Source organism: Grimontia sedimenti (assembly GCF_011045095.1).
Taxonomy (GTDB): Bacteria; Pseudomonadota; Gammaproteobacteria; order Enterobacterales; family Vibrionaceae; genus Enterovibrio; species Enterovibrio sedimenti.
The window spans coordinates 129542-147652 of record NZ_JAALDL010000011.1 but is presented as its reverse complement, the minus strand read 5'-3'; the positions used below and the strand labels follow the sequence as shown (position 1 = coordinate 147652).

The 18111-nt window shown below is 48.2% G+C and carries 15 protein-coding genes and 1 pseudogene; 10 read left to right on the top strand and 6 right to left on the bottom strand.

All coding sequences use genetic code 11. The annotated features are described in order from the left end of the window. Positions 1–13: 13 nt before the first annotated feature. Complete coding sequence (locus G5S52_RS15190) at positions 14–853, top strand: LysR family transcriptional regulator (protein WP_165015400.1); 840 nt, start codon at positions 14–16, stop codon at positions 851–853. A 52-nt stretch (positions 854–905) separates the two neighbouring features. On the opposite strand, the gene G5S52_RS15185 is transcribed toward G5S52_RS15190, so the two are convergent. After that, the gene (locus G5S52_RS15185; protein WP_165015397.1) at positions 906–1769 is read right to left on the bottom strand and encodes an MBL fold metallo-hydrolase; all 864 of its coding nucleotides are present in this window, start codon (positions 1767–1769) and stop codon (positions 906–908) included. Positions 1770–1886: 117 nt separating this feature from the next. Here G5S52_RS15185 and G5S52_RS15180 point away from each other — a divergent pair, with 117 nt between their 5' ends. After that, positions 1887–2771: a LysR family transcriptional regulator gene (locus G5S52_RS15180; RefSeq protein WP_165015393.1), complete on the top strand. Its 885-nt coding sequence runs from the start codon at positions 1887–1889 to the stop codon at positions 2769–2771. Positions 2772–2818: 47 nt separating this feature from the next. On the opposite strand, the gene G5S52_RS15175 is transcribed toward G5S52_RS15180, so the two are convergent. After that, a complete protein-coding gene (locus G5S52_RS15175) occupies positions 2819–3322 on the bottom strand; it encodes a lactoylglutathione lyase family protein (RefSeq protein WP_165015388.1) in 504 nt (167 codons plus the stop codon). Between the two features lie 112 nt (positions 3323–3434). Between G5S52_RS15175 and G5S52_RS15170 the strand changes: the two genes are divergently transcribed. Continuing rightward, entirely contained in the window at positions 3435–4319 is an 885-nt protein-coding gene (locus tag G5S52_RS15170; protein WP_165015385.1) for a LysR family transcriptional regulator, read from the top strand. Between the two features lie 44 nt (positions 4320–4363). On the opposite strand, the gene G5S52_RS15165 is transcribed toward G5S52_RS15170, so the two are convergent. Next, positions 4364–5986 carry a methyl-accepting chemotaxis protein gene (locus tag G5S52_RS15165; protein WP_165015383.1) on the bottom strand — a complete coding sequence of 541 codons (1623 nt, stop codon included), beginning with the start codon at positions 5984–5986 and terminating at the stop codon, positions 4364–4366. A 231-nt stretch (positions 5987–6217) separates the two neighbouring features. On the opposite strand from G5S52_RS15165, the gene G5S52_RS15160 reads away from it, so the two are divergent. Beyond that, positions 6218–7078, top strand: coding sequence for an AraC family transcriptional regulator (locus G5S52_RS15160; RefSeq protein WP_165015381.1), 861 nt, complete (start codon positions 6218–6220; stop codon positions 7076–7078). A 491-nt stretch (positions 7079–7569) separates the two neighbouring features. Then, positions 7570–10893 (top strand): calcium-binding protein, encoded by a 3324-nt coding sequence (locus G5S52_RS24230; protein WP_165015378.1) that lies wholly within the window; start codon positions 7570–7572, stop codon positions 10891–10893. 73 nt (positions 10894–10966) lie between these two features. On the opposite strand, the gene gcvA is transcribed toward G5S52_RS24230, so the two are convergent. Next, the gene (gene gcvA / locus G5S52_RS15150) at positions 10967–11878 is read right to left on the bottom strand and encodes a transcriptional regulator GcvA (RefSeq protein ID WP_165015375.1); all 912 of its coding nucleotides are present in this window, start codon (positions 11876–11878) and stop codon (positions 10967–10969) included. A 123-nt stretch (positions 11879–12001) separates the two neighbouring features. On the opposite strand from gcvA, the gene G5S52_RS15145 reads away from it, so the two are divergent. Beyond that, the gene (locus tag G5S52_RS15145; protein ID WP_165015372.1) at positions 12002–12295 is read left to right on the top strand and encodes a hypothetical protein; all 294 of its coding nucleotides are present in this window, start codon (positions 12002–12004) and stop codon (positions 12293–12295) included. 35 nt (positions 12296–12330) lie between these two features. Here G5S52_RS15145 and G5S52_RS15140 read toward each other — a convergent pair whose 3' ends face one another. After that, positions 12331–13548 (bottom strand): EAL domain-containing response regulator, encoded by a 1218-nt coding sequence (locus G5S52_RS15140; RefSeq protein WP_165015370.1) that lies wholly within the window; start codon positions 13546–13548, stop codon positions 12331–12333. A 977-nt stretch (positions 13549–14525) separates the two neighbouring features. Here G5S52_RS15140 and G5S52_RS15135 point away from each other — a divergent pair. Beyond that, entirely contained in the window at positions 14526–14984 is a 459-nt protein-coding gene (locus G5S52_RS15135) for an exoribonuclease R (RefSeq protein WP_165015367.1), read from the top strand. Here G5S52_RS15135 and G5S52_RS23995 read toward each other — a convergent pair. Next, positions 14985–15089, bottom strand: a pseudogene (locus G5S52_RS23995) (DUF6506 family protein); the annotation flags it as partial. A gap of 127 nt (positions 15090–15216) precedes the next feature. Here G5S52_RS23995 and G5S52_RS15130 point away from each other — a divergent pair. The 3 genes from G5S52_RS15130 (at position 15217) to G5S52_RS15120 (ending at position 18053) form a co-directional block, all read left to right on the top strand. Next, positions 15217–16104: a LysR family transcriptional regulator gene (locus G5S52_RS15130; protein ID WP_165015364.1), complete on the top strand. Its 888-nt coding sequence runs from the start codon at positions 15217–15219 to the stop codon at positions 16102–16104. A gap of 162 nt (positions 16105–16266) precedes the next feature. Next, positions 16267–17040: a putative hydro-lyase gene (locus tag G5S52_RS15125; RefSeq protein WP_205743928.1), complete on the top strand. Its 774-nt coding sequence runs from the start codon at positions 16267–16269 to the stop codon at positions 17038–17040. A 35-nt stretch (positions 17041–17075) separates the two neighbouring features. Next, positions 17076–18053, top strand: coding sequence for a TRAP transporter substrate-binding protein (locus tag G5S52_RS15120; protein WP_165015358.1), 978 nt, complete (start codon positions 17076–17078; stop codon positions 18051–18053). Positions 18054–18111 lie beyond the last annotated feature (58 nt).

Genomic DNA, 18111 nt, shown 5'->3' with positions numbered 1-18111 from the left:
GAAAACACTGTTTATGGAAACTAAACATATTAGCTACCAAATGCAGCTTTACGTCGCCTTGGTTAGGGCAGGCAGTTTTACTCAGGCCGCAGAACAACTGGGCATTACCCGCTCTTGGCTCAGTCAGCAAATCAGTGGATTGGAGAAGTCACTAAACACCCTGTTGTTGCATCGCACCACCCGCACGCTGCGGATGACAGATTCCGGCGAGCGCTTTTTTGAACATGCCGTAGCAATGGAAAATTTGCTGGAAAAAGCCCAAGAAGATATTTCTTCAACCCAAGCGGGCATAAAAGGAAGAGTCCGAATTTCCTGCCCAACAGCCCTGGCATCGGTATTGGTTGTCCCTACGATTAAAACCTTAAGGTGCGAACATCCTGAACTGGATATCGAACTTGTCGTGACGGATACCATCCAGGATCTGCTCCAGGAGAATATCGATGTGGCGATTCGTGTGGGTAATCTCCCAGATAGCAATTTGAAAGCCAGATTACTCGGGCGCTTTCACCAATGCTGGTATCAGTCACCTGAATTGCCGGAAGATTCAGATGACCAGATTCTGCTGCCATGGCAAACCGCAGAGCACGCCAACGTGCTGCGTGTAAACAATATCCTTACCGCTGCAGAAATGGCAAAGCAGGGATTGGGACGTGTATTGCTGCCTGATCTTTTTGCCCAATCTTGTTGTAAACAAGGATTGCTGGCGTTGGTTTCAGGAGCAGAGCCTGAGCCAGAACAACAACGTGATGTTCACGCCATTCACGCTTTCTCAGAATTTACACCGGCGCGAATTCGTTTGGTCATCGACACCCTGATATCGCAGTTCCAGCTTTCGCAATCAAACATGGGCTAAACAAAAACGGTGACAGCCAGAGTCACCGTTTTAAGCGCTGCTTGTTAGCACATCACCACTGGGTTTCACCTTCGTGCACCTGCGCGCCAAGCTCCAGCGTGAAGGTGGCACCCAGTTTCGGGTAGTAACCCACCATAGTATCAATCACGCCTTTGCTGTTTTCATTCTTGGCTTTCGCGTCTGCAAAACGCTCAATCCAAGTGGCTGTGTAATCAATGGTTGAAGGATCCAGTTTGCCTTCGGTTTTCATGTGACCCGGGATCACCAGCTCAGGTTTTAGCGATTGCATTTCTTTGAGTTGATCCAACCAAGCGGTCACTTCTTCATCGGTTTGGGTGTCTGCCATCCAAACGTGCATACCTTCAACAATACCGACGTTACCCAGAATGGCTTTTTCTGAAGGGATCCAGAGGTACGGACGATGCGCCAGCACGCCTTCTGTGCCTTTGATTTCGATAACTGCATCATCGACTTTTAGCTCTGTGCCGTTAAATACATCCGGTACACGTGGTTGCTTCGGGGCATTCGAACCCATTTTGGGGCCCCAGAAACTGATCTTGGTTTCCAGCTTTTTCACGATAGCGTCACGTACTGCCTGCGTGGTCAGCACATTCGCATGTGGGAAGATTTCAAGTAGCTGTGAAGCGCCGAAGTAGTAATCCGGATCCGCCTGACTGATGTAAATGGTTTTCAACTCTTTGCCGGAGTCCAATACTTTGGCGGCGATTTGCAAAGCATCCGCACGGGTAAAACCTGTGTCGATCACCATCACTTCTTTTTCACCTGCAACGACGGTAGAAGTCACGTTGAAGCTGTTGTCGTCTCCGTAGTAAACGTCAAATGTCAGTGGTGTAGTCTCCGCCATTACTGGGGCAGTCAGAGCGAAAGAGAGCGCTAAAGCAATGGTTGTTTTCATTGTTGTACTTCCTCGTTATTTGGGTTTGGGAAGAAGCATAACGATTGGATATGCTCGGAAATAGCGCCTATTCTTTGCATCATTATTTCTTTAATCGATCTAATTAAAACTGAACTTATGGATAAGTTGACTGCCGCAAGGGTGCTTCTCGATGTGGCGCAAACGGAAAGTTTCACCGCCACAGCTGACAGATTAGCGATGTCCCGACCTATGGTGACGCGCTATGTGGAAGCTATGGAAAATTGGCTTGGAGCGAGGCTGTTAAACCGCACTACCCGCAAAGTGTCACTTACCAATATGGGTAAGCAAGTGCTGCCAGATATGCAGCGATGGGTGGAGCAGGCGCTGCACTTGGAAGAAAGCTTGATGCCCGGCGAAGCGCTGAGTGGATTTATCCGCATCAGCACCAGTATGTCGTTTGGTTTTTCCCTGCTGATGCCAGCACTGCACGAGTTTCGGGAGCGTCACCCTGGTGTCACCATTGATATCGACGCACAGGACAGAGCGGTTGATCTGGTCGCCGAACGTGTTGATCTCGCTATTCGCACCGCCAGCAATCCTGATCCTGCGCTGATTGGCCGACCGCTTGCGCCCTGTGAATCAACCTTGGTTGCCTCTACTGCTTACCTGAAATCGCGGCCGCCTATCTTGGTGCCGGAAGATCTCAAGGCGCACGAATGCCTGGGCTATAAGAACTTTGGCCGGCACGAGTGGCATCTCACCAAAGGTCATGATAAACAAACCATTGAAGTGAACTGTCCGATCACTGGCAACGAGGCAACAGTGTTGCTTCATGGCTCATTAGCAGGAATGGGAATTTCCATGCAGCCGACGTATCTGGTAGAGGAAATGCTGGAAAAAGGCGAGTTGGAAGAGGTATTGCCGGAATGGGAATTGAACACCCTGACCATCTATCTGCTGTACGCATCACGCAAGCATCTTTCAAGGCCTGTGCGCGCTTTGATTGATTTTCTGGTTGAGTATTTTTATGGGAAATTCTGACGTTCAGGAGCAAGCCCTCCCCTTAAAAGAGGAGGGAGTGTAGACGCTTACTTGTAAGCACCCGCCGCGTAATGCAGTTCGTAAGAGTGACTGTAGATCTCAAGGATGTTACCGAACGGATCTTCCATGTAGATCATGCGGTAAGGCTTCTCACCTGGGTAGTAGAAACGTGGCGCTTTCATGCGCTTCTTGCCACCTGCCGCGACAATTTTTTCTGCCAAACCTTCCACATCCGGGTCCTGCACACAGAAGTGGAAGATGCCGGTTTTCCAGTATTCGAAGTTGTTCTCTGGGTTTTCCTGATTCTTGAATTCAAACAACTCAACACCAATGCGGTCACCAGTAGAAAGGTGCGCGATGCGGAAGCGTTCCCAGCCGGCACCGAATACGTCAGTACACATTTCACCGATGGCAGAATCGTCTTCAACAATCTCAGTCGGCTCCATGATGAGGTACCAACCCAGTACTTCGGTGTAAAACTTCACCGCTGCATCCAAGTCAGGAACGGAAATACCAATGTGTGAAAAGTTACGTGGATATGGCGTTGTCATGGTTAAAATCTCTCAATGCGTTATCGGATGAAGAGAAGTTTACCCACCACCTTTTTCATTGAAAAATTATCGATTATTATTGAATCCATAATATTCTGTTATTCATTTCCATATGCTGAACCCTAAATGGCTCAACACCTTCGCCACGCTGGTTGAAACCGGCAGCTTTACCAAAACCGCTGAACGGCTCTACATGACGCAACCCGGCGTCAGTCAGCATGTGAAAAAGCTGGAAGACGAGTTGGGGGAAACCCTCATATACCGTGAAGGAAAGCAGTTCGAACTGACACGTGAAGGCATCATGCTGAATACCTTTATCGCCGAGCAAAAGCAGCAGCAGGCAGACTTTCTGGCGAGAATGAAAGATGATGCTCCCCATCAAGGGGCCATCCGCATTGCCTGTTCCGGAGCAATGGCGATGAAGCTGTATCCGTCTTTGTTGAGCCTTCAAGCCGAACACTCCGGTTTATCGGTGCAGCTTGAAGCCGCGCCCGCAGACAGAATTCGTCAGATGCTGATGGATAACCAAACCGATATTGGCATCACTACCCAAAAGTTCGATCACCCTGCTTTTGAAGAAACCTTACTCGGTGAAGAAGCACTTTGTGTGATCGTGCCTTCCATCGCTGATATTCCCCAAGGCGACTTCCATACCCTTGCCTCGCTGGGCTACATCCATCACCCTGATGGAAGGCACTATGCTGATTTGGTGCTTGGAAGTAACTTCCCCGAAGAATACCGTGGCGTCGATTCCTTAAATCATCGCGGTTACGTCAACCAACTGGGGCAGATCCTTTTGCCCGTATCAAAAGGCATTGGTTTTACCGTGTTGCCAGAAAGCGTCATGAGTCGATTTGAGCAAAAAGAACAGCTTACGTCGCTCCCGCTCGAGTCACCGGTTTCGCAATCCCTGTTTATTTCGAAGAAGAAACATCGTGATTTGCCGAAGCGGTTCGAAGCGGTGATGGAAATCATTCACCAATCAACATGCAAATAAAAAAGCCGCCCAAGCTGGCGGCCAATGTCTTCAAGCGTGAAGACTTAACACACTTTAAACTTGCCAATCAGTGCATCAAGCTCATCCACTTTTCTGTCGAGCGAGGCAATGCGATCGGCACTTTGCTGAGCACTACCCAGCGACTTAGAAGAAATATCGCTGATAGCGGTAATATCTGAGGCGATTTCTCGGGTCACGGATGTTTGCTCATCCGCTGCTGTCGCAATCGTGCTTATCATGCTTTGCACGGATGCCGCGCCATTGAAGATGTCATCCAGCGCTTTCACAGCGCTCTCGCTGTGGTTCACACCAATCTCAACCAAACCACAGTTCTCTTCGGTACTGGTGACGGCATTTTGTGTGCCCGTCTGGATCGATTGGATGATAGTAGAGACTTCCTGCGTCGCCTGCGTAGTACGCTCCGCCAGTGCACGAACTTCATCTGCTACAACGGCAAACCCACGCCCAAACTCGCCCGCACGCGCAGCCTCGATTGCCGCATTCAGTGCAAGCAGATTGGTTTGTTCAGCAATCCCCTGAATCACTTTGATCACATTGCCAATTTCTTCACTGTGGCTGCCCAGCTCACGCATCGATACCGACATTTCCTGCATTTGCACAGACACCTGCTGAATACTGTTTACCATCTCACCAATCACGCGACGGCCTTCATGCGCTGCTTCCTCTGAGCGTTTGGCTTCATCAAAGGTCGCTGTGCCCTGATTCGCTACTTCAGAAATGGTCAGGCTGAGCTCTTCAGACGCAGTCGCAATCAAGGTCGCTTTTTCATCTTGCATCGATGCGCCTGAAACCACATCCTGACTGATGGTAGACAGTGCTTTAGCCGAAGAATGCACCTCTTCCGTTACGCCACGGATGGATGAAATCAAGCTTACCAAAGATGCTTGCATGGCATTCACAGACACCGCCAGACTGGCGAGTTCATCACCAGACTTATCTTCAATCGACTCATTGGAAAGCTCTCCATTGGCGATACGCTGGGCCGCTTGATTCAAGATTGTCAGACGACGTGTAATCGAGGTGGAGAGCAAATAAGCGATGCCGCAGGAGAGCAAAATAGCCACCACTGCGAGAGAAAGCAGAGTCATTCGCATCACTTCATAGGCTTCAAGCAGACTGCCAAGTGCCTTATCAGTTTCAGCCACTTCCTCAGAAGAGACTTGATCGAGAATGTCTTCGATGGGCGACAAATGGAGCAGATAAACATCGTGAAGTTCTTCGACCAGTTCAGCCATTTCACCGCCATTACCTACCCGAGGAAGAATGTTGTTTTCAAAAGCAGTCAGGTAGGCCTTCATGTGGTCTTCAATTTCAGCCAGTTTCTGAAAGTCTTCCGACCCCGGTGTTTCCAGCAACCGTACTTGAGCAATCAAATCCATATACTCTTTGGTATTGCTCTTTAAATCTTTCGCTGCACCGGTTACTCCATTTATCACCCCCATAGAATCGCGGTAGACATCACCCGCCTCATCAATCAATCCTAAATAGCCAATGGCTTCCGGCACGTCATCGGTTCTTACTTCAATACCGACTTCCTGCAGAAACGCCAGTTTTATCCAGACAAAAGCCACCATGGTAACTAATAGGCTTAGAATGCCACCAAAACCCAAATACAATTTTTGACTGACTGTCAGCTTCCTCAACATGCTGCTTCTCCTTCCCGATGAAATGAATCATTTACCGTATGATGTATCGACCCACACACCATTCGCTTTAGTGATAAATCGAACAATTACACAACATGCAGACCGCGTTCTCTCAGGTTGGGCACATCATGCGTTACTATTCAGAGGGTTAGTTTTCGAATAAAAAATGCGCAGGATTTGTTAAAAAGCCCGCTGATAACTTGTAGGGATGGAAACAAGGGAGAAACAGCAATGAAACGCCAATCAACTGCCGAGCACTACCAGAAAAGGCTTTCTGTACTATCGGATTACATCTACGAAAACCTGGAAGGTGATCTCGATATGGATAGGCTCGCTGAGGTTGCGTTGATTTCGCCTTACCACCTGCACCGAGTCTATCGCGGGATTTACGGCAGTAGTCTGACGGACTCGATTCGTTGGATACGCCTTCACTATGCGGCGGATAGATTAATTAAGACGGACATGAGCATTGAAGCGATTGGCCGCCTCGCGAGATACAACTCTGTGCAAAGCTTCACCCGTGTTTTCAGTGAGACCTTTGGCATGCCACCTGCACGCTTCAGGCGTGAGGGTGACCATGTTCAATTTTCGCAACCAATACGGAAAAACGAGGACTACCCCATGCAAGAGATCACAGTAAGAGACAGTGAAGCACTGACACTTATCGGATTCGAACACCACGGCGATTACATGAAGGTTGGACAGCAATTCGAGAAGCTGCAGGGCTGGCTGGCGACCCGCAACCTCTTTGATCCAAGCACCCGTTTCTTCGGCGTGTATTTTGATGACCCGGATACTGTGCCTACCGACGAGTTGCGCTCTCTGGCTTGTATCACAGTAGCGAATCCAGATGAGTTCCCTATAGAAGAGGGATTGAAGCGTTTTGACATTCAAGCAGGTAAATGTGCGGTAATGCGCTACAAAGGCCCATACGCAAATATGGATGCGGCCTATCGCTGGTTATTTTCTGAATGGTTACCAAATTCCACTGAGCGTGTGGGCAACCAACCGGCCTATGAAGAGTATCTCAATGATGTTCATTCAGTACCACAAACTGAGCTGCTAACGGATATTTATATCCCTCTTGAATAGGATTTATTTCCCATATTCTTTAGTAAACACGCCATTCAAGGCGGCGTTCAATTGGCCGCCTTAATCTTCTGTTATTTAAAGTATTAATAATCAGACATCTTCATATTAATGCCCGAATACTGCGCCAAAAACCTAACTAAACCTGCTGTTTTACAAGGTTGAAGACAACAGAAAACGTTAACGTTTATATTTTAAATCTCATGCTTTTTTCATCCCCATTCAAAATGGCGAATAAAAATTCAGTAATGAATGTTACAAATAGCGTAATGATCATTAGATACAGTCAGTTGCAGCCCTACTTTTAGCATGGCTATTTGGTGGCAAATTTTCATCCTTCATACTTCCCTAAAACTCCTTATATGCAACTGACAACATTGTCTTATTGATAAGACTTAGACACATTCCCTGTGCGGTTTTTGACCTTTATATTTCACAGCTGAATAAACCAGCACAAAACAATAACAAGACATGCTCAAAAGGGAGACTATGACGTGGCAAACATTATCAATGGGACAGAAGAAGACGATAACCTGCGCGGAACCAATGATGTAGACACGATCTACGGTTACGGCGGTAATGATTTTATCCAGGCGGATGGCAACACCGACTACGTTTACGGTGGCGATGGCGATGATACGGTCATCGGTGGAGACGATGACGATATCGTCCATGGCGATGCCGGTAATGACTGGGTACGCGGGGGGTTTGGCAACGATTTTCTCTACGGCGATGATGGCGATGATCGCGTCGAAGGCAATACAGGCGATGATTTCCTTTACGGCGGTCGAGGCAATGATTTCCTCTACGGCGGTGAAGGGATAGACGTCCTGTATGGCGAAGAAGGGAATGACCGTTTAAGAGGTGGCGAAGGTAACGACACACTTCACGGTGGCACAGGCAATGATGTGCTTTTCGGCAACGAAGGAAATGACATCCTAAATGGTGACACAGGCAACGACGTGCTTTGGGGAAATGAAGGCAATGATCACCTCGTGGGTGATGATGGCAACTACCCTGAAGTCGGCCAAGGTTCAAGCGGTAGCAACGGTGTCCAACTGAAAGCCGATGGTCCAGCCATTGAAAGTGCAGCAAACACCGGGTGGACCACCACGACTGTCACTATCGACGGCGTGCCTTATGTGGTGACCACACAGTTCGGCTATAGCGGTACCACCATCATTTCCCGCGTAGAAACAGATGGCACCCTAACAGAAACCGATCGCATCACCTTTGATAACAGCACCAAAACAGCGTCTATCTCTTCCAGCGGCGACATTACCGCTGACATGGCTGATGCAGGCCTGTCGGTTAACGCACTCGGTAATGGTCTCCACCACTCCAATATTTCGTTTGTTGATGGAAAAGCAACCCTGTTCCTGACATCCCAGAACAGCGGCTCTATCACCACGTTTGAAATCTCTCCAGACGGTACTCTCTCTTTGGAAGGTGGCTTGTCAGAATTCGGCGGTTCGCAAACCTGGCTACGTGACGGCATCATCCGTGAAAACGTGGTGTTTGAAGCCAACGACGGTAGCGAATATGTCTATGTCACCCGTCCTTTCCAGGATCGTGTCGATATCCTGACCTACGATCCGGAAACCGGTGTAATGGCAGAGACCGGCAAATCGGTTGTAGCTGGTGATATCACCTCAAGCATCGATATCATCGAGGCTTACGGCCAGACATTTGCCGTCGCGAGTGGCAATGCCAGCGTTCATCTCTACTCAGTCAATGAAACGACAGGCGACTTGACCGCGATTGATACCGAGGCCGTCACTAACGGCAGCGGTAACTCTGTTAACTTTTATCAAACCTCAGATGGCACCACGTATGCCATTACCTCAAGTTCTGGTGGTGATTATGCCTCGGTCTTTGAATTGGGTGCTGATGGTTCACTGACGCTGACTGACACTGTCGATGGTGGCGGCGCGTATATGTCGACCGCAGGCTATGTGGAAGGCCAGCCTGTGTTTGTGATGCCAAATGCGACCGAAGGTGTGGATCTCTTCACTATTGATGCAAACGGCCTGCTTGAGCTGCGCACGACCATCACGGATCTTCAAAATGACAACACGCCACCCGTGATTGTCCAGACAGTTGATGGCAGCTATTACCTTGTCGATGCAGACGGCAATGCCTCTTCGGTAAAATTAGCGGTTGACGATTTCTTCAGCGAACCACGCAATGACTTGCTGTTCGGTGGAGACGGTAATGATTTACTGGAAGGTGGTGCTGGCAATGATGTTTTGCGTGGTGACAATGGCTCAGCCTCTGAAATTGGTCTTTTCCAGCAAGGCGATGTGGTCACCAATGATGCTAACTCCGGCTGGACCACCACCACGATCGACATTGACGGTGTGCCTTATGTTCTGACAACCGTATGGGGATACAGCGGTGCAGCTATTCTCTCCCGTGTGGAAAATGATGGCACACTGACAGAAACCGATCGCATGGTGTTCGACAACAGCACCAAGACTGTCACTACCACCTCGCAGGGTGACATTACCGCACAAGTCCAAGATGCCGGTTTGTCCGTGGGCTCAATGGGTAACGGCCTGACACATTCCAACATGGCGTATGTCGATGGACAAGCCACCCTGTTCCTCACTTCACAGAACAGTGGCTCAATCACAACCTGGCATATTTCAGACGACGGTAAGCTGTCTCTGGATGGCGGCCTGTCCTATTTTGGCGGCTCGCAAACCTGGTTACGTGGCGGTATCGTGCGGGAAAACGTGGTATTTGAAGCAAACGACGGCACTGAATATCTGTATGTCACCCGCTCTCAGAATGACCGCATTGATATTCTGACCTACGACTCTGAAACCGGGAAAATCGCCGAAACAGGTAAAACCGTTGAGGCGGGCGATCTGGTTTCCGGTATCGATATCGTTTCCATCGGCTCACAAACTTACGTAGTTTCCAGCGCCAATGGCAGCGTCAACCTGTATGACGTTAATCGCGTTACCGGCGACCTGACGCTGGTAGATACCCAAACGGTCACTGAAGGTGGTGGCAACTCCGTGAACTTCTACCAAACGTCAGATGGTGCTACCTACGCCATTACCTCTGGTAGCGGCGCGGACTACGCATCTGTATTTTCTGTCAGCGAAGAAGGCACGCTCAACCTCACTGACACCATCTCTGGTGGTGGCGCTTACATGTCCTCGGCAGGTTATGTGGATGGCGAGCCAGTGTTTGTCATGCCAAATGCAACCGAAGGTGTTGACCTCTACACCATCGATGGAGATGGTAAGTTGATTCACCAACTTAATGTCACTGGCATTCAGAATGACAATACACCACCTGTTATCGTTCAGACAGAAGACGGCAGCTACTTCCTGGTTGATGCCGATGGCAATGCTGCCTCTATAGAGCTTGGCTTTGGCTATGACACCATGTCCATTGAAGGAAATGGTTATGACGATGAGCTTCACGGTGGCACAGGCAATGACCGTCTGGAAGGCAACCAGGGCGATGATAAGCTCTATGGCGATGAAGGAAACGATGAGCTTAAAGGCCAAGACGGAGAGGACTTCTTATCTGGCGGCGCTGGATTTGATACCCTCACAGGCGGCAAGAATGCTGACGTATTCTTCTTCGACAGCGAGTCTGGTTCTGACACCATCACCGACTTTAATCTGCGTGAAGATAGCATCCAGATTGACAGCTCACTCGCCAGTGGTGCCGATGCACTTCTGTACTGGCAAAGCGGCGCTGATACCGTGATTTCCGTTAATGATGGTGCTGCGACGATCACGCTGGAAAACGTCGACGTGGACCGCATGTCTGCGGACATGTTCGATTTTACGTGATCGACATTACCTGATAGTTCACATCAAAAAGCAAAACGGCCCTCAGGGGCCGTTTTTACTGTCTAACGCTTTCTTATTCAGCACTGAGCTCTGACGTTATCCAACGGTGGAATGCCTGAACCTTTTTAATCCTGAGGTGAGATTCCGGGCAGACAAAGTAGTATCCAAATGCCACTTTCTGGTTGTGCTCACGACCAAAGGGATACACCAAACGCCCTGCTTTCACATCCAAGTCCGCCAGTGCAGTGGAAGTGAGAGCCACGCCTTGCCCTTCTATCGCCGCCTGCATGGCGAGCGCTTCGCTTGAAAACTGATGCCCGGAATTGGCATCTAAATGCTCAACACCCGCCGCGCACAACCACATTCCCCAGCAAGGTGCCTGCGCCTGCGTGGTTTGCCAATCAGAGCGTAATAACATGTGGTGCTTCAGGTCTTCTGGCGAACGCAAAGCATGTTTACCTTCCAGCAACGCGGGGCTACATACTGGCACCACTTCTTCTGGAATCAGTACCTCACAGTGCACACCAGTGTAATTGCCACCACCATAGCGAAGCGCAATATCAACGCCATCCTGTCTGAAATTCACCAGCGATTCGCTGGCATCTACACGCAAGCGATACGCCGGATACTGCTGGTAAAAGCTCCCTAATCTTGGCAGCAACCACTTTGCGGCAAATGTAGGGGATACACTTACCACCAGCTCGTTGCTGTGACGATGCCGATGCAGTTGCCGAATTCCCTCCTCGAGTTTGGCGAACCCTTCTTCCATAAACGGATAAAGCTGTTCACCCACTTCGGTAAGTGAAATTGAGCGCACCTTGCGCTCAAACAACTCAACCTCTAGATAGCTTTCCAGGGTTTTAATTTGCTGACTAACGGCAGCTGGCGTGACATGCAGCTCTTTCGCAGCCTGCTTAATACTGAGGTGCCGAGCTGTACTTTCAAAAGCTCTCAGCGCGTTCAACGGGGGAAATTGAACTTCCATGATTTAGTTTTCCTTATCCATGAAGCAGGAAACCTCGTTTGTTGTAGCAGAAGTAGTAGCCCAAGATTGGTTTCAACTTAAGCATATCTTAGTCAACAGAGAGAAAAACTGGAGGAGAGGCAAATGAGGATATCAGAAAAGAAAAGCCATACTTTGTTGGTCGCGCCTTTTGAGCAGAATCAAGAGACGCGTATTGAACTCAGCCGAATGATCTGGAAATTGGTCGAAAGCGTGATGGCGAGGTATCGGGCACTTCGGCTCATACATCAAAGGGAAAAGCTTCGCGATTCACTCGCAAGCTATCCGGACTACCTCCTTAAGGATTTCGGATTAAGCCCGGAAGAAATCAGTGTTATTAAAACCCGTAGTGCTCATTTAAAGTCAGAACAAATTGTGCACAGTGTGAGAAGGAATTGAGCGCTGACCTACCCTAGGTGAACTTTCCACCTAGGCTAGGACTTCACTTTATCGCTAAGTTCACACTGCGCTTCCCACTTTACATACCAAGCCTCCAACTCCTCTATGGGCTTGGGATGACAGATAAGAAAGCCTTGTATCAGCATATTTGGGTAATTGGATGTCAGGTATTCCAACTCCTCATCCAACTCCACGCCTTCGGCAACCACTTTGCATTCGGATTCCAGAGAGAAATCCGCCAGAGAACGGACGATAGCCTGACCAAAGTGATCTGTGTGGATCTTGCTAATCAGTGAGCGATCAACCTTCACTTCTGTAAAAGGTAAGTGACGAAGATGTCGAAAGTTGGCAAAGCCCGTCCCAAAATCATCAAGCGAAACACCGAAACCCTGCATCCGCAAACGATTCAAGGACTCCAGTTGTTCCGGGGAATTCAACGCCGACTCTTCGGTGATTTCCAACGTGATTCGCTGTCGTAATACATTCTTTTCTTTAAACAGCGCATCCAAACGGTTGGGAATACTCAGATCGTCCAACTGCTCCGCAGATAAGTTGATGCTAACAGTCACTTCCTGCCCGAAAATCGCCGACAAGGTTTCCATGTCAGACGCTGTTTTTTCCGCAATCGTCGTTGTCAGTAAGTCGACTAAGTCATGCTGAACTGCCGTAGACAGAAAACATCCAGGTAAAATCACCCCTCCACTGTCAGCGTCCAGAATGCGTGCTAATACCTCAACACTTTCAACGCAACGAGTGACGGGATTCACTTTCGGCTGGTAATAAGGCACCACACTGCCATTGATCAGGTACTTGATCAGGGCTTCACGCGCCATTGCAGAATTTTGTTGAAACTGCATTTCATGCGGCTTTGGCAGTTTGTTCAGTGTGTTTTCCAAGGCATCAAGGGTGATTGGCTTTGAAATGCTACCCAGTAGATAGACCCACTGAAGCTTAGCGATTTCCGCAGCCAATTCGGTAACGCGGTTTTCCAAATCGGAAATAATGCATACCGCACCTCGGAAGTTCATCTTCCCTAATTCACGGATAACGCACATACCATCAATATCTGGCATCCCTAAATTAGTAAAGACCACGTCATAGTGTGTCTTTCCGATGTTTATTTCATCTAATGCTGTTTGTGGGCATGAAAAACAGCTGACTTTTTCATAACCCAAGCAGTTAAGCATTTTTTGAATCAACAACAACACGGACTCGGAGTCATCTATGACTGCAACATGTTTAGTATTTTTCACTCTCCCACCAACCCAATGTCCTATTAGTGCCAAGAATACTTCAATCTTGTTGTTGACTAAAAGATCTGCGTTTTATGGTAATTAAAATTGACACACAGACCTCTTCTCTTCTCTATATTTTTTATTCTTAGAAGAGTGATAAATCTAATCATTGATATGAAATTAACTTGATAGAAAATCACCAAATCAAACCAAATCAACGATTAATAATTAATAGAAAACATATCAGCTTTGTGCCAGAAGCGTTTGAAAAAATTGTCTCCTTTTTGGGAGTAATTACAATAAAATCACCTAACCCCATGTTTGTAAAATTATTTTTCCGCAGACGAGTAAGTTTACATCCATATCACTTCGTATCAAATGGTTTCATATCGTCATCATTGAACCATTTTAGAGACATATGACTTAATCATATGAATCAATTTACATATATAAAATCAGATCTCTAATAATACGTTTCGAGCACATGAGATAAAAGCTCGAGAAATAATGTATGAGACTCTTAACTCATAAACCATAGACATACATTTAAACAGACATTTTAAACACAAGAAAGCGGTTGCTGTCATAAATGATGTCGCTATCAAGATATGTCAAACATCTCCATCTTACTGCGGGAAAATTCAATCATTTCAATTAAAGATTTTAATTTAACTGATACTAATAAAACGAAAGATGAAAATTATTGAGGGACATCTTCGTCTTTAAAAGACTAACATTCATATCAATATTGGAAGGAAGATCATTAATTTGAGGAATCAAAATGAAGCCTCAATCGACACCAAAGCATTTTGTTCATCCCGCAAGTCAGAGTTCGTTGCTCCAGGATTCATTCGTGTTCGTCACCTAAACCCAAAAAACATAAAGAGTACAGCACCAGTCAACTCACCCTGAGGGAAGGCTTCAATTCGAGCATCTTCAGGTCATTTGGGTATAGAATACGGGCTTGAGAATTTGTAACGAATTAGAGTGCCCTTATGTCTCGTGACTACACCTTCGAATGCCTTGTCACCATGCCACGTCATGAGCTGGAAGAATTCAGCGCCCGAATGATTAGCCGTATGGTGCCAGAAGATGTGATGACTGAAATCTTCACATTTGATCAGGAAGAAATAGACAGTGAAGAACGTTTATTGTCAGCACGTCTTGATGCCATGTTGCGAATGACTGCAATCGCACTGAATGAAACTCAACAAGCTTTTGACGATTCAGAACATGCAAAGCAGAACAGCGAAAGAATGACGCGATTGCTCCTTTGGCATTTCTACGCCATCTCTTTTCGTTTGGAGCAAGCCATTACGTTGGAAAGGCATTGTGAAGAAGTTGAGAAACTGCTGAAAAACGCACCGAGAGATGTGTTTGGCTGGGTGAATACCCTGACAGAATTACTACACACCTATGCCGAGATCAGTGCAGAACAGAACCCTGAAAGCTAACTAAGCATTTTCCCCCAGCTTTTTCAGCTCCTTTTCGCTGAAGTTTACAAACCCGATCGGAACATCGCTGCCTAGTGCAGCGATGATCTTTTCTGCACTTTCCGCCCCAAATCCACCTCAAGCGCGCTGTGGCAACTGTTGCCTATCCCCACCTCCCATAATCTACCCACGAAATTGAAACCTTAAGATTTTGCTCTATCTTTTCAGATACACGCAGTTTGTAGAACTCCTCATGAACCTGAAACGCATTGAAACCTTTGTACTCGTCGCCACCCTTCGCAGTTTTCGCAAAGCCGCTGAACAACAGTTCACGACCCAGCCTGCCATCTCGTCGCGCATTGCAAGCCTGGAAAAAGAGTTGGGCGTTATTCTGTTTGACCGCGAAGCCTCGCCCATTACCCTGACCGCCAAAGGCCGCGAACTGCTGCCCTACGCTGAGAAAATGCTACTTACGGCGGAACAATTTCAAAAGCGGGCTGAAAACAATGCACTGTTTACGGGAACCTTGAGACTGGGAATTTCTGAAACCGTCGTGCACACCTGGCTGACGGAGTTTCTTCGGAGCTTTAACGATAAGTTTCCGCGGCTGGATATCGACATCACGGTGGATGTGACGTCGAACCTCCGTCATGACTTATTGGATAGAACGCTGGATTTGGCCTTCCTGATGGGACCGATTTCGGAGCCTTCCGTCCAAAATATGCCGCTTTGCCGCTATCCGCTGGTATGGGTGGGAAGCCCGTCGTTGGGGCTTTCTAATCACAAAATGACACTGGCTGAACTGGCCGACTTCCCCATCATTACTTACGCACGCAATACACAGCCCTTCGGCGAAATTAAAGAACAGTTTGCTCAGGCTGACGCCGCCAACGCCCGCTTCTTTACCTCAAGTTCTCTTTCTGCCTGTTTGCGGATGACCAGAGACGGATTGGGTCTGGCGACCCTACCGACTGTCATTGCCGCTCCTGAAATTGAAACGGGAAATCTGCTACTTGTTGATTGCGGATGGGGGCCCTCTCCGCTCGGCTTCACCGCTTCTTATCTACATGCCCCAATGAATGGCGCGGCGGAAGAAGCAGCAAAACTGGCGGTGGAAGTGGCGGGGAAAGCAGGACATTAATTTTATTTATCGGAAAAGGTAAAAAACTATAATTGGACGAAATGACACCAACCTGCAACATTTAGTTAACACAACATGCATTCAACGAGGCGAAGGAAAGCCATGAGTCAACTTGCAGGACAGGAAGCCCCTCTGTCGTCTAATCACTATGAAGCTGCATTAATGCAGGCCCGCGAACTAAGAATGCTGGCACGAGACGGCAAGTTTATTGGCCCCACCAGCGGATTTGCTCCGGGTTTGGCTCAAGGAAATGTAGTCATCCTGCCTAAGACTTGGGCGGATGATTTTTTGGTGTACTGCCAGAAAAACCCCGTCGCTTGCCCGCTACTTTCAGTATCGGCTCCTGGCGAGCCATTGATTGATTTACTTGGCGAGAACATAGACATCCGCTCAGATGTGCCGGAATACCACATCTTCAGAAACGGCGAGTTAGCAGAGAAAACACACGATATTAAAGATCTCTGGTTGGGAGATATGGTGACCTTTGTATTGGGTTGCTCATTCTCGTTTGAAGATGCCCTGATTCGTGCTGGCCTGTCCCTTCGTAATATTGATTGCCAATCGAATGTGTCGATGTACCGCACCAATTTACCGACAGTGCCAAGCCAATACTTCAACGGCAACATGGTGGTCTCCATGCGCCCGTTTAAGCCAGCGGATGCCATCCGCGCTATTCAGATCACATCCCGTTTCCCTAAATCTCACGGTGCGCCTGTGCATTTTGGGAATCCGGCTGATATTGGTATTGAAGATCTCTCCAACCCGGATTTTGGTGACGCAGTACCCATCAAAGACGGTGAAATTCCTGTTTTCTGGGCGTGTGGCGTGACACCACAATTAGCGATTGCTAACGCCAAACCCCCTATCGCTATTACTCATGCGCCCGGCAAAATGCTGGTGACGGATGTCAGTAACGAACAACTCTCAGTTTTATAAATATTAATAGGACACTAGTGAAAAGGAGACTTCCGATGAAGTTGTTGAAAAACCTGCTGCCAGCCATGGCAGTGTCTCTCGCTGCACTTTCTGTGCCTTCTGCACTCGCTGCGCAATGGCATATGCCGACACCTTACGGTGATGCTAACTTGCCGACCAAAATCGCCTATGACTTTGCTGAGCAAATCAAAGAGTCCACAGATGGAGAGGTCGATATCAAAGTTCACTCGGGCGCATCTCTGATGAAGCACCCTGAAATCCCTCGCGCGGTGCGCACAGGACAAGTGCAGCTTGGCGAAGTCTTCATTGGCATCATGGGTAATACCCACCCTATTTTTAAGCACGACAACATTCCTTTCCTCGCCACTGACTATGAGCAAGCCCAGAAACTGTGGGAAGCCGCTAAACCAGAGATTGAAAAGCAACTCAGTAAAGAAGGCATGATCCTGCTCTACACCGTGCCATGGCCTGCACAAAGCCTTTACACTAAAAAGCCGGTGAACTCGCTGGCTGACATTAAAGGCACCAAGATGCGCGCTTATAGCCCATCTACATCCCGTCTTGCTGATCTGATGGACACCACACCCACCACGGTTCAGGTGCCGGATATTCCACAGGCATTTAGCACTGGCATTATCGATGCGATGGTGACTTCACCATCGACTGGCGCAAACGGTCAGGCATGGGATTACCTGAGCCACTTCACCGAGATCAAAGCCTGGATTCCAAAGAACTTTGTCGTCGTGAACAAGCGCGCATTTAAGCGTTTGGACAAAGACGCTCAGAAAGCCATTTTGGATGCAGCAGCAGCAGCCGAAGCACGTGGCTGGGCAGAGGTTTTAGATCAAGAAGCCAAAGACACCAAAACACTCGCAGACAACGGCATTGTGGTATCGAAACCTTCCGAGCAATTGCTAAACGAGCTTCAGGCGATTGGCGTGACCATGACAGAAGAGTGGGAAGCAGAAAACTCACAAGCGCTAGCGCCTGTTTTGAAAGCCTATAAAAACTAAGTAAGTAGTTACTTACTACGACGTACCCTCCCCTGGAAACGGACTTGGGGAGGGCTTT

Bases quoted from the DNA above. Each gene is read 5' to 3' on its own strand.
- gcvA (WP_165015375.1), bottom strand. From the start codon at position 11,878: ATGGAAGTTCAATTTCCCCCGTTGAACGCGCTGAGAGCTTTTGAAAGT.
- G5S52_RS15190 (WP_165015400.1), top strand. From the start codon at position 14: ATGGAAACTAAACATATTAGCTACCAAATGCAGCTTTACGTCGCCTTG.
- G5S52_RS15145 (WP_165015372.1), top strand. From the start codon at position 12,002: ATGAGGATATCAGAAAAGAAAAGCCATACTTTGTTGGTCGCGCCTTTT.
- G5S52_RS15135 (WP_165015367.1), top strand. From the start codon at position 14,526: ATGTCTCGTGACTACACCTTCGAATGCCTTGTCACCATGCCACGTCAT.
- G5S52_RS15130 (WP_165015364.1), top strand. From the start codon at position 15,217: ATGAACCTGAAACGCATTGAAACCTTTGTACTCGTCGCCACCCTTCGC.
- G5S52_RS15120 (WP_165015358.1), top strand. From the start codon at position 17,076: ATGAAGTTGTTGAAAAACCTGCTGCCAGCCATGGCAGTGTCTCTCGCT.
- G5S52_RS15125 (WP_205743928.1), top strand. From the start codon at position 16,267: ATGCAGGCCCGCGAACTAAGAATGCTGGCACGAGACGGCAAGTTTATT.
- G5S52_RS15165 (WP_165015383.1), bottom strand. From the start codon at position 5,986: ATGTTGAGGAAGCTGACAGTCAGTCAAAAATTGTATTTGGGTTTTGGT.
- G5S52_RS15170 (WP_165015385.1), top strand. From the start codon at position 3,435: ATGCTGAACCCTAAATGGCTCAACACCTTCGCCACGCTGGTTGAAACC.
- G5S52_RS15160 (WP_165015381.1), top strand. From the start codon at position 6,218: ATGAAACGCCAATCAACTGCCGAGCACTACCAGAAAAGGCTTTCTGTA.
- G5S52_RS15185 (WP_165015397.1), bottom strand. From the start codon at position 1,769: ATGAAAACAACCATTGCTTTAGCGCTCTCTTTCGCTCTGACTGCCCCA.
- G5S52_RS15180 (WP_165015393.1), top strand. From the start codon at position 1,887: ATGGATAAGTTGACTGCCGCAAGGGTGCTTCTCGATGTGGCGCAAACG.
- G5S52_RS15175 (WP_165015388.1), bottom strand. From the start codon at position 3,322: ATGACAACGCCATATCCACGTAACTTTTCACACATTGGTATTTCCGTT.